Consider the following 11,470-nt stretch of genomic DNA (forward strand, 5'->3'; position numbering starts at 1 on the left):
TGTGCCCCCTCTCGACTTCCTTAGGCCAGGTGACGGTATGAACACGTTCGCGCAAGCCGTGCTGAACGGCTTCAGCCAGGGCGCGATCTACGCGCTGCTCGCGCTGGGGTACGTCATGATCTACAAGGCCACCCACGTCATCAGCTTCGCTCAACCGGCGCTGATGGTGTGCGGCGGACTCTTCAGCTACCACCTCACCACCCAGGTCGGGCTGCCGTTCTGGCCGGGCCTGCTGCTCGCGATGATCCTCGGCGCTCTGCTGGGCATGGCCGTCGAGCGTCTCGCCCTGCGGCCCATGGTCGGCAAGCCGGTCTTCACGCTCGCGATCATCACGATCGGTGTCGACATCGTGCTGCGCATCGGCGCGAACCGCTACATGGGCGCGAACCCCCGCATCGTGACCTTCCCCAACGGGTCGCGGCAGTACGAGGTCTTCGGGCTCTCGATCACTCATCAGCGGGTCGCGCTCATCGCGGTCACCGCGATCACCGTCGTCGCGCTCGTCATGTTCTTCCGCTACGCCAAGGCCGGCCTGGCGATGCGAGCGACGGCGCTGAACCAGGAGACCGCCCTCGCCCAGGGCATCCGGGTCGGTGCGATCTTCGCGCTCGCCTGGGCCATCGCCGGTGGTCTGGCCACGATCGCGGGGACCTTCGTGGCCGCCGGCTCGGCCGGCATGGAGCAGAACACCTGGATCATCGCGCTCAAGGCGCTGCCGGCGATCATCATCGGCGGTCTCGACAGCCTGCCGGGCGCCGTCATCGGGGGCCTGGCCGTCGGCATCGTCGAATCACTCACCGCCGTCTACCAGCCGAACGTCGCTCCGTTCCTCGGCGCGAACTTCGCGCTCGTGGCCCCCTACGCCCTGATGTTCCTGGTGCTGCTCGTCAGACCGTACGGACTCTTCGGCACCCGAGAGGTGGAACGCGTATGACCAGCACGCTCACCCCCCGCCGCGCTCCGCGGCCGCCGCGGGGGCGCCCCCTGCTGCGCACCTCGTACGCACAGGACATGGGGCTACTCAACACCCCGGCCAAGCGTAGTTCCACCGCGCTGGTCATCCTCGCGGCGTTCACGGTGCCGTTCTTCGTCACCGACGATCTGCTGCTGATCTTCACGCTCGGCCTCATCGCCTCCGTCGGAGCCATCGGCCTCAACCTCGTCACGGGGTACGCCGGGCAGGTGTCCCTCGGACACGCCTTCTTCCTCGGCATCGGCGCCTACACCGGAGCCGTGCTGGGTGGAGACCCGGAAGGGTCGGTCACCGGCTACGGGCTGCCGATGTGGATCTGGCTCCCGGCCGCGGGGGTCGTCGCCGCCGTCGCCGGGCTCATCGTGGGTCCGGTCGCGGTCCGGCTGCGCGGCCTGTATCTGGCGATCGTGACGCTCGGCTTGGTGTTCCTCGGGGAGCACATCTTCCGCGAGGCGCGCACCTTCACCGGCGGTCCGGGCGTCGGCCGACGCGGTCCCGACCTCGAGCTGTTCGGGGTCGACTTCGCCCAGGCCGGCACCCTGTTCGGCCTCGGCCTGAGCCGTGACCAGCAGCAGTACCTGCTCGCGCTCGTCTTCCTCATCGTGTTCGCGTTCCTCGGGCGCAACATCGCCCGTTCCGGCGTCGGCCGCGCGTTCTCGGCAGTGCGCGACCGCGACGTCGCGGCGGCGGTGATCGGCGTGAACCTGACGGTCTACAAGGTCATGGCGTTCGCGATGTCGTCCTTCTTCGCCGGGGTCGCGGGTGCTCTCTACTACGCCGTCGTCGGCGTGTTCGAGCCCGGCGCCTTCGGGCTGCTGCTGAGCATCCAGTACCTCGCGATGGTGCTCATCGGCGGCGTCGCGACGATCTCCGGCTCGATCATGGGCGCGCTGTTCATCACCTCGCTGCCACGCATCGCGCAGGAGATCGCGCACCTCTTCCCGGTCATCAGCACGTCCACGGCCGGCGGCGGCATCATCAACGTCTTCCAGTTCGAGGCCATTCTCTACGGCTTGCTGATCATCGGCTTCCTCATCTTCGAGCCTCGGGGCTTGTTCGGCATCTGGATGCGGATCCGGAACTACTGGAAGGGCTGGCCCTTCTCCTACTGAAAGGAAAGAAGTGATCATGACGCACCGACGATTCATGACCCGGGCGCTCGCGGGAGCAGCCATCGCCGCCCTCGTGCTCAGCGGGTGCCGCGGCGGGGGAGGCGGCGACGAGGACGGCGCGAGCGCCGGCATCACCGAGGAGCCCTGTCCGGACGCGGTCAACGAGGACAACGGCTGCATCTACCTCGGCGCCATCTCCGACCTCACCAAGGGCCCGTTCGCGCCCTTGGCCGTGCCCATCACGGACGCGCAGAAGGCGTTCTGGCAGCGGGTCAACGAGGAGGGCGGTGTCGGTGGCTACGACATCAACATCGAGGACCACATCGCCGACGCCGAGTACAACCCGGAGATCCACAACCGGCGCTACCAGGAGATGCGCAACGACATCCTGGCGCTCGGGCAGACCCTCGGGTCGTCGCAGACTCTGGCGATCCTCGAGGACATGAAGAACGACGACGTCATCGGCATCCCGGCGTCGTGGAACTCCGCGTGGTCGTTCGAGGACCAGATCCTCGAGAGCGGCGCGAACTACTGCTTCGAGGCGATGAACGGTGTCGACTGGGCGGTTCAGGCGCGCGGCGTCAGCGGCACGGTCATGGCGATCAAGTACCCGAACGACTACGGCGGAGACGCGGCCGCGGGTGCCAAGGCGGCGGCCGAAGCCAACGGCCTCGAGTTCGTGGAGGTCGAGACGCCGACCGGCCAGGACAACCAGGCCGGTGCCGTGGCCGCGGTGCTGCAGCAGCAGCCCGAGCTGATCGTCGTCACGACCGGTCCGGCCGAGATGGCGACGATCGTCGGCGGCGCGGCGGCTCAGGGCTGGCAGGGCACGGTCGTCGGATCGAGCCCGACGTGGAACCCGGCGCTGCTGCAGTCGGCGGCCGCACCGGCGCTGGAGGCCATGTACTTCCAGGCCGGACCGTGGGGACCGTGGGGCACCGACACCCCCGGTCACGAGGCGATGCGCAACGCGCTCGGCGACGTCACGCCCAATGACGGGTACACCGCAGGCTGGGCGTGGAGCTACCCGCTTCTCGCCGCGCTCGAGGCGGCCGCTGAGATGGACGGCGGCATCACCCGCGCCAACCTCGTCGAGGCGGCGCAGAACCTCGAGGAGGTCGACTACGAGGACATCCTGCCGCCGGAGTCGGGCAACCAGGCCGGTGAGCCGGACGAGGTGGCGTGGCGCGAGAGCGTCATCAGCAGGGTGGATCCCGAGGCTCCGACGGGCGTCTCGATCGAGCAGGAGATGTCGGCCGGCCCGACCGCCGAGTCGTACGACTTCTCTGAGCCCTGCTTCGCACTGCGGTAACCCATCACGACGCGAGGGGCCGGGCGTATGAACTGGTCCCCAGAAGTTGGACTGGGCAAGTAGGAGCCTACGCAGCGAGGGCCTGGGTCCGGTATTGCACCGGGCTCAGGCCCTTGAGCGTTGAGTGGCCCCGCTCGGTGTTGAACCAGGTGATGTAGGTGTGGATCGCCGCGATGAGGGCGTCGACGGTGAGGAACGTGGTGTTGCAGTAGAGCTCGTCTTTGAGGTGGCCGAAGAAGCTCTCCATGACGGTGTTGTCGAGGCAGTTGCCCTTGCGGGACATCGACTGGGCCGCGTGGTTCTTCAGCAGCTTCCGCCAGGAGGCGTGCTGGTACTGGAACCCCTGGTCGGAGTGGACGATCGGCCTCTCGCCCGTGACGCAGCGAGGTGTTGGTCAGCTCGAGGTTCGGGGAGATGCCGGCGGCGTGGCCGATGATCTCCCGTCCGAACAGGTCCATCACCGTCGAGAGGTAGACGCGCCGGTCCCCGACACGGAACTCGGTCACGTCGGTGACCCATTTCTGGTTCGGGCCCGTGGCGGTGAAGTCCCGCTTGAGGAGGTTCGGTGCGCTCTTGCCGGCCTCGCCCTTGAACGAGTTGTAGCGTTTGCGCCGCCGGATCTGACACCGCAGCCCGAGCTGACGCATCAGCTTCAACACCGTCTTCTTCGACACCACCCAGCCCGCGTCGCGGAGCTTGCCGTGGATGCGGCGGTGCCCGTAGCGCCCCGCAAACCGGTCGAAGATCCTCCGGATCTCGTCCTTCAGCTCCGCATGCCGGTCCGGGGCGTCGAGACGGGCCTGGTGGTAGAAGAACGTCGATCGCGGCAGCTGCGCGACCGTGAGCAGGGTGGTGAGGGAGTGCTCGGCCTTGAGGGCGACGACGGCGTTCACCTTGTCCGTCGCCTCTCCTCCATCAAGGCCCGCAATTTTCCCAAGTACGCGTTCTGAGCCCTCAGGTACTCGTTCTCTCGCCGCAGCCGTTCCAGCTCCGACTCCTCGCCGCCCGTCGGCGGCGTCGACCCACGCGGCCGCCCCAACGGCTTCGGTCTCAGACCGTCCTCGCCGTCGTTGCGGTACTTCCGCGCCCACGTCTCGATCAGCTTCGGCGACGACACCCCGAACTCACGGGCGAGGTCGACCTTCGGCTCCCCTGCAAGGAACCGGGTAACGATCTCGAGCTTCACCTCGAACGGGTACGACTGCTTCGTCGGTTTGGACACCAGCGCTCCTCGACCACGCACACGCCAGCGGTCGTAAAGCCGCTTCACGGCCGGCCCGCTCACGCCGAGCTCCGTCGCGACCGACTGCTCACCGCGACCTTCCTCGAAGCACGCTACCGCCAGGACACGCTGCTGCTCCGTCAACGAACTTCGCCCATGCATATGACTGACCCCCAGAAGTCGGACCTGAATTTCTCAGTCCAACTCCCGGGGGTCAGTTCACTCGGGGTGCGGCCCCTTCGTCATGCTTGTCTTGACGGCACCCACAGTCCCTTTGGAACTCTTGAGCCGTGGCACGGAACTGGTTGTCGGTGACGGTGGAGCTGCTCGGTGGGCGTGGCGAGGAGCTATGGCCCCGGCCAGGGCGGATCTTCGCGGTGGGACCGTCGCACACCTTCCTCGATCTCGCCCATGCCATCAACGACGCGTTCGCCCGGTGGGATCGGTCGCATCTGTCGGTCTTCACGCTCGGCGACGGGCGCGTCATCACCGGCGACGGCGGCGCGGCCGAGTTGTCGGAGTCGCCGGTCGGACCGCTCACCGCGACCCTGAACGTCGCCTCGGCCACCGTGTCCTCGACCGTCGAGCTGGGGGACGAGTTCCGGTTCGTCTTCGACCTCGGTGACGCGTGGACCCACCGATGCGTGGTCGACCACCAGAAGATCGACCCGGTGGGTCAGCTCGGAACGCGGCCGAAGACGCCGCTGCCGTACTGGGGCTGGGGAACCATTCCCGACCAGTACGGGCGGCGATGGGCCGACGATGACGGCCAAAGCCGAGCACCCCGACGTCCGAACGTCCTCATCCGATGCTGCTGTCCTGGCCGGACCGCGGACAACAGCTCTCGCTCGACCTGCGCGCGGTGCGCGGGGCAGCCGCGCACGGGGACGCCGACCTCTTCCTCGAGGCGGTGGCGGGGCGCGATGTGGACGACGCGCTGCAACAGATCGGGGCCGTGGTGCCGATGGCGTTGTCGCAGCGGCGCGACGAGGCCGAGCCCGTCGCGCTATCGCTCATCGATCGGTTGACCTGGCGCGATGACCCAGGCGACCTGGTGCTAGCGGAGGACTTGCTGGCTTGTCTGCGACGCGAGCACATCGATGCCAGGCTGCTGCCCGTCGATCTCGACGAGTTGAGCAGCGAGCTGGAGGGCGACATGACGATGTCATCGGGCGGCTACCTCGATCTGCTCACCGGTCAGGTTCATGACGAGACCGCTACCGATGCCATGGTGGTCGGCGACGACGTGGTCATCGACGTGGAGCAGGAACCCACGCGCTGGCTTCGGTTTGAGCGCCGAGGATCGCGGGAGGCCTGGCGCGACATGGCCGATTTCGCCGTGCGGCAGACCGACGCAGCACTTCGTCATCGGATGGAGCAGGCGATATCCGGTGCCGGGGCCTTCCGCCGGTTCCGCGACGTCATCCACGCCGAGGGTCTCGTCGAGCCGTGGGAGGTGTTCTCGACCGACCGTCGGTGGGGGCGATCTCGCGCGTACCTCGCCGCCGAGGGCATCCGCGTGCAGCATCACACGGTGTCCCCGTCGCCCTGACGCATCGCCGGCTGAAGAAGCCCGCCGACGCCTCAGCGATTGCGCCCTCGCCGGTAAGGTGGCCTATCGTGCCTGAGCTGACCGATCTCGAACGCCAACGCCTGGACGCACTGCTGTCCGCGCATCCTGTGCTGGCAGAGCTCGGCCGCCGTTTCTCCGCGGCGGGGCACGAGCTCGTCCTCGTCGGTGGTCCGGTGCGCGATGCCCTCCTCGGCCGCGTCGTCCACGACCTCGACTTCGCGACGTCGGCCGCTCCCGAGGAGATCGAGCAGGTGGTCGCCGGCTGGGCCGATGCCACCTGGGACGTGGGCCGTGAGTTCGGCACAATCGGCGCACGCAAGGGCTCCGATCAGCTCGAGATCACCACGTATCGCACCGACGAGTACGACCCCGCGACGCGCAAACCCGTCGTCGCCTTCGGCCACACCCTCGACGGCGACCTCTCGCGCCGTGACTTCACCATCAACGCGATGGCGGTGCGGTTGCCCGACGGGGAGTTCGTCGACCTGTTCGGCGGCCTCGACGACCTTGCCGATCGCCGGCTGCGCACCCCGGTGACCGCGGAGCAGTCGTTCAGCGACGATCCACTCCGCATGATGCGCGCCGCGCGATTCGCTGCGCAGCTCGCGGTCGGCCCGACCGACGACGTCATCGCGGCGATGACCCAGATGGCCGACCGGCTCGAGATCGTGTCCGCCGAACGGATCCGCGACGAGCTGAACAAGCTCGTGCTGGCCGACCATCCCGTGGCGGGCCTCCGGATCCTCGTCGACACGGGCCTCGCCGAACGGATGCTGCCCGAGCTGCCCGCGCTGATCCTCGAGCGTGACGAGCACCATCGTCATAAGGACGTCTACGAGCATTCGCTCACGGTGCTCGAGCAGGCGATCGACCTCGAGTCGCGTCTCGATGAGCGACCCGACCTCGTCGTGCGGCTCGCGGCGCTCCTGCACGACATCGGCAAGCCCGCGACGCGACGCTTCCAGTCCGACGGCACGGTGACGTTCCACCACCACGACGTCGTCGGCGCCAAGCTCACCCGCAAGCGGCTGCGCGCACTGCGCTATCCCAACGATGTCGTCGACGCGGTGAGCAAGCTCGTCGAACTCCACCTGCGGTTCCACGGGTACGGCACGGGACAGTGGACCGACTCCGCGGTGCGACGGTACGTCCGTGATGCCGGTGACCAACTCGAACGGCTGCACATCCTCACCCGCGCAGACAGCACGACCCGCAACCAGAAGAAGGCCCTGCGGCTGCAGCGAACGTACGACGATCTCGAACGGCGGATCGGCCAGCTGGCACAGCAGGAGGAGCTCAATGCGATCCGGCCGGACCTCGACGGCAACCAGATCATGCAGATCCTCGGGGTAGGCCCCGGTCGCGTCGTGGGCGAGGCGTATCGATTCCTGTTGGACCTGCGCATGGACCGGGGGCCGCTGGACGAGGAGACCGCCGCGGAGGCCCTCCGCGCCTGGTGGGCTGCCCGGGACTGAGTGGCAGGACGTCGCGATGCCCGACCCGACGTACCCCCGCCCCTACCATGGGGCGGTGACCTCCCGACGGATCCGGCTGCGCGGCCTCCTGCTCGCTGTCTGCGCCGCGGCTCTCTGGTTCGCCCTCGGGGGCGTCGCTCAGGCTGAGGAAGGCGACCAGGGCGGGCTCACCGTGACGATCGACGCCTTGAGCCCGGCGCGGCTGAGCCCCGACGCGACGATCCAGATATCGGGCACGATCGAGAACACCGGGAGCGCCGAGTGGACCAACGTCCACGCCTACCTGGTGATGGCGCGCTCGCCGTACACCACCCGCGATCAGGTCGAAGCGCTCACCAGTGGTGAGCGCACCTACATCGGCGACCGGATCTACGCGACCGGCCTGTTCGACGAGGTCGGAGATCTCGACGGTGGCGATTCGGCCTCCTACGACCTCGAAGTTCCGCTCACCGAGGTCGGCGTGACGGGTGCCCAGGGCGTGTACCCGGTGGGGGTCCAGATTCTCGCCACCGACGCGGAGGGCAACACCAGTACGACCTCGGTCGCCCGGGCGGCGACGTTTCTTCCCTGGGTCGCCGAACCGGAGGATCCCGTGCCCTCGGGACTCGTGTGGTCGTTCACGCTCGGTCCTCATCGTGAGGACGGCGCCGAGGATGTCGAGGCGCTGCGCGACGCGATCTCCGACGGAGGACGCATGCGCGAGCAGCTCGACCTCGCCGCGTCGCTGCCCACGTCGTCGCGCACGCTCGTGATCGATCCCGCCGTGCTCGACGCGGCACAGAACCTCGCTGACGACGTCGCCATCCCCGACGCTGCCGACATCGACGACGAGGATCGGCGCGCGGCCGACTCCTTCCGCGAGGACCTCGTCGCGCTCGCCCGCAGCTCAGCGACCTGGATCGTCGACTACGACCGCCCCGACCGGCTGGCCCTCGCGAGCCGCCCAGACCTGGAGGCGGCGATCGCTCCGCAGCTGGAGGCGGCGACGACCGACGCGCTCGCCCAGCACCAGTTGACCGGCCGACGAGCGCACTGGGCCGCGGAGACCGGCGCCACGACGGCGATGCTGAACTCACTTCGGGCCACGGGGGAGAGCCCGACCATCGTGCGTTCCTCCTCGCTGCCGGACTGGGAGCAGCGCCACGGCAGCCTGGTCACCGTCGAGACCCGCGGCGGCTTGGCTCCTCTCGCGGTCAACGACACGCTGCGGGCCGGCGACGGCACCGAGACCGCCGTGACCCTCCGTCAGCGCGTCCTGGTCCAGGCCGCGCTCGCCAGCCTCTCGCGCGCCGTCGATCCGCAGTCGCGCGCCGACGCTCTGACGTTCGTCGATCCGTCCTGGATCCCCGGATCCGGCGCCTCGGCCGCGGCACTCGTCCCGGCGCTGGGCGGCGACGATCTCACCCACGCGGTGACGTTGGACGAGCTACTCGCCGGCGGTGTCGACGCGTACGACGGAGAGTTGCCCGATCAGCCGCTGACCGCGCCGTTGCCGGGCTCCGTGCTGTCGGCCGTGGAGCGGCTGCACCAGGCTCAGGCCATGGCGGCCGCCACGGTCACCGGGCAGGACGATCACGCCTCGACGCTGGCTCGGGAGCTGTCATCGGCCGTATCGGTCCGCTGGCTGGACCAGCCCGAGCGAGCGGCTTCCTCGGCCGCGCAGCGCGCCGATGAGATCAGAGAGAGCCTCGACGGCATCGAGGTCCTCGGACCGCGGGCCGTCACGCTGTCGAGCAATCAGGGCAGCTTCCCGCTCACCATCAGCAACCCCACGGCCCTGCCCATCTCGGTGTCGGTGGACCTCGACGCCAGCAACCCGGCACTGGACCCCGCGGTCATCCCCCCGGTCGACATCGCCCCGGGGGAACGCAGGACGGTCAACGCCGACATCGACCTGGGTCGGCAGACCTCCACCACGCTGACCGCTCAGGCCATGGCCGGCGAGACGCCGATCGGCCGCCCCGCCGAGTTCAATGTGCGGTCGAGTCAGGTCGGCGTGATCGTCTGGCTGGCGATGGGTGCCGCAGCGCTCGGCGTGGTCGTGGCGATGGGCCGCCGGTTCTACCGCCGCGGCTTCCGGCGGCTCTCCGAGCCGTCAGCGAAGGCGTCGGCCGATGAGTGAACGCCCGACCCTCGCGCGCGCCAGCGCCTGGATGGCACTGGGCACCATCGTCTCGCGCCTCACGGGAATGCTGCGCTCGGTCGCGCTCATCGCGGTCATCGGCGCCTCGCTGAACGCCGACCTGTTCAACATCGCGAACTCGATCCCCAACTCGTTGTACATCCTGGTCGCGGGCGGCATCTTCAACGTCGTCCTCGTACCGCAGCTGGTCCGAGCCATGAAGAACGACGAGGACGGCGGCGACGCCTACGCGAACCGGGTCATCACGCTGGGTCTGCTCGTCCTGCTGGCCGCCTCGATCGTGCTGACGATCGCCGTACCGCTCATCATGCGGCTGCTCTTCGACGCCACCTTGTTCACGCCCGAGTTCACCGAGCAGCGCCGTTCGGCGTTCCTGCTCATGGTGCTGTGCATGCCCCAGGTGTTCTTCTACGGTGCATTCGTGCTCGTGGGTCAGGTACTCAACGCCCGGCAGCGGTTCGGGCCGATGATGTGGGCACCGATCCTCAACAACCTCATCGCCCTGGCCATGCTCGGGACCTACGCCTGGCTGTTCGGCACGTCCGACGCGGCGGACGGGTTCTCGAGGGGCGAGATTCTCCTGCTCGGTCTCGGTTCCACGCTGGGCATCGTCGTCCAGGCGGCGACGCTCGTGCCGTTCCTGCGCGCCGTCGGCTTCCGGTACCGGCCTCGCTTCGACTTCCGCGGTGTGGGGCTCGGTCACACGGCCCGCCTCGGCGCCTGGACCCTCGGCTTCATCGTGGTCAACCAGATCGCGTTCTTCGTGGTCGCCCGGATCGGCTCGGGCGCCACGATCGAGGGGCGCCGCACCGGTCAGGAGGCCGCCGGCCAGACGGTGTACGACCTCGGCTTCCTCCTGGCTCAAGTGCCGCACGGCGTCATCACGGTGTCCCTCGCCACGGCGATCATCCCGACACTGTCCGCGCACGCCGCCGACGGCCGGCTCGCCCGTGTCGGTTCCGAGATCGGCCGCACGCTCCGGCTCGTCCTCATCCTCATCGTGCCGATCGCCGTGGCGGTCGGCGTCCTCGGCCCTCAACTGGCCCAGGTCCTTGCCTCCGGTGGCGCCGCGAGTTCGTCCGTCGGGGCGATCGGCACGACGATCTCGGCCTTCAGTCTCGGCATGGTGGCTTTCACGCTCCACTACGTCGTGCTCCGCGGCTTCTACGCCATGGAGGACACCCGCACGCCGTTCTGGATCCAAGCCGTCATCGCCGCGACGAACGTCCTGGTCGCCTCCGTCGCCTCGGCACTCGTCGCGCCCGTCTGGGTCTCCACGATCCTGGCGCTCGCATTCGGTGCCGCCTACCTCGTCGGCCTGGCCATCTCGGCGACCCTGCTGTCGCGCCGGGTCGGCGGCATCGCCACCACCGAGATGGCCAGGTTCCTCATCCGGCTGGCGCTCGTGACGGTGCTGACGTGCGGGCTGATGGTCGCGGCGAGCGTGGCGTGGCTGCGGCTCGATCTCGGTCCGGACGGGACGTTCGTCGCGGCGTTGCTGCACCTCGTCGTCGTCGGCGGGTTCGGGGCGCTGGCGTACGCCGCAGCCGCGCAGGTGGCCCGGCTGCGCGAACTCCAGTACGTCGTCCGCAGTCTGCTACGCCGTGGCTGACGGCAGGACTGGTCTGGCGTCCTACCATGGTGGGGACCGAAGGAGTAC

Annotated in this window: 9 protein-coding genes and 1 pseudogene; 7 read left to right on the forward strand and 3 right to left on the reverse strand. The window is 68.8% G+C overall.

All coding sequences use genetic code 11. The features are described 5' to 3' along the window. Positions 1-37 precede the first annotated feature (37 nt). Genes D9V41_RS01070 through D9V41_RS01080 form a run of 3 tightly spaced genes read left to right on the forward strand, consistent with a single transcriptional unit; the run spans position 38 to position 3,397 of the window. Positions 38-934 (forward strand): branched-chain amino acid ABC transporter permease, encoded by an 897-nt coding sequence (locus D9V41_RS01070; protein ID WP_121792682.1) that lies wholly within the window; start codon positions 38-40, stop codon positions 932-934. After that, positions 931-2,085 (forward strand): branched-chain amino acid ABC transporter permease, encoded by a 1,155-nt coding sequence (locus D9V41_RS01075; RefSeq protein WP_121792683.1) that lies wholly within the window; start codon positions 931-933, stop codon positions 2,083-2,085. The genes D9V41_RS01070 and D9V41_RS01075 overlap by 4 nt, the downstream gene beginning before the upstream one ends. A gap of 16 nt (positions 2,086-2,101) precedes the next feature. Continuing rightward, positions 2,102-3,397 (forward strand): ABC transporter substrate-binding protein, encoded by a 1,296-nt coding sequence (locus tag D9V41_RS01080; RefSeq protein WP_121793008.1) that lies wholly within the window; start codon positions 2,102-2,104, stop codon positions 3,395-3,397. 67 nt (positions 3,398-3,464) lie between these two features. Here the strand turns inward: D9V41_RS01080 and D9V41_RS18660 are convergent, their stop codons facing one another. The 3 genes and pseudogenes from D9V41_RS18660 to D9V41_RS18415 form a co-directional block, all read right to left on the reverse strand. Further along, entirely contained in the window at positions 3,465-3,680 is a 216-nt protein-coding gene (locus tag D9V41_RS18660; protein ID WP_481725432.1) for a transposase, read from the reverse strand. 130 nt (positions 3,681-3,810) lie between these two features. Next, a pseudogene (locus D9V41_RS18410) lies at positions 3,811-4,290 on the reverse strand (IS3 family transposase); the annotation flags it as partial. Further along, a complete protein-coding gene (locus D9V41_RS18415) occupies positions 4,287-4,619 on the reverse strand; it encodes a helix-turn-helix domain-containing protein (protein ID WP_243697108.1) in 333 nt (110 codons plus the stop codon). The pseudogene D9V41_RS18410 and the gene D9V41_RS18415, both read right to left, overlap by 4 nt. Positions 4,620-5,427: 808 nt before the next feature. Here D9V41_RS18415 and D9V41_RS18255 point away from each other — a divergent pair. From D9V41_RS18255 to murJ, 4 genes are all read left to right on the forward strand, one after another. After that, positions 5,428-6,171: a hypothetical protein gene (locus D9V41_RS18255; RefSeq protein WP_208006684.1), complete on the forward strand. Its 744-nt coding sequence runs from the start codon at positions 5,428-5,430 to the stop codon at positions 6,169-6,171. A gap of 77 nt (positions 6,172-6,248) precedes the next feature. Continuing rightward, entirely contained in the window at positions 6,249-7,667 is a 1,419-nt protein-coding gene (locus tag D9V41_RS01095; protein ID WP_121793009.1) for a CCA tRNA nucleotidyltransferase, read from the forward strand. A 55-nt stretch (positions 7,668-7,722) separates the two neighbouring features. Further along, the gene (locus D9V41_RS01100; RefSeq protein ID WP_133434065.1) at positions 7,723-9,789 is read left to right on the forward strand and encodes a DUF6049 family protein; all 2,067 of its coding nucleotides are present in this window, start codon (positions 7,723-7,725) and stop codon (positions 9,787-9,789) included. Continuing rightward, a complete protein-coding gene (gene murJ, locus D9V41_RS01105; RefSeq protein ID WP_121792685.1) occupies positions 9,782-11,422 on the forward strand; it encodes a murein biosynthesis integral membrane protein MurJ in 1,641 nt (546 codons plus the stop codon). The genes D9V41_RS01100 and murJ overlap by 8 nt, the downstream gene beginning before the upstream one ends. The last annotated feature ends 48 nt before the right edge of the window (positions 11,423-11,470 follow it).

Source organism: Aeromicrobium phragmitis (assembly GCF_003674095.1).
GTDB classification, from domain to species: domain Bacteria; phylum Actinomycetota; class Actinomycetes; order Propionibacteriales; family Nocardioidaceae; genus Aeromicrobium; species Aeromicrobium phragmitis.

Excerpts from the sequence above, each read along its gene's own strand:
- D9V41_RS01075 (WP_121792683.1), top strand. The coding sequence starts at position 931 with ATGACCAGCACGCTCACCCCCCGCCGCGCTCCGCGGCCGCCGCGGGGG.
- murJ (WP_121792685.1), top strand. The coding sequence starts at position 9,782 with ATGAGTGAACGCCCGACCCTCGCGCGCGCCAGCGCCTGGATGGCACTG.
- D9V41_RS18255 (WP_208006684.1), top strand. The coding sequence starts at position 5,428 with ATGCTGCTGTCCTGGCCGGACCGCGGACAACAGCTCTCGCTCGACCTG.
- D9V41_RS18660 (WP_481725432.1), bottom strand. The coding sequence starts at position 3,680 with ATGTCCCGCAAGGGCAACTGCCTCGACAACACCGTCATGGAGAGCTTC.
- D9V41_RS01080 (WP_121793008.1), top strand. The coding sequence starts at position 2,102 with ATGACGCACCGACGATTCATGACCCGGGCGCTCGCGGGAGCAGCCATC.
- D9V41_RS01070 (WP_121792682.1), top strand. The coding sequence starts at position 38 with ATGAACACGTTCGCGCAAGCCGTGCTGAACGGCTTCAGCCAGGGCGCG.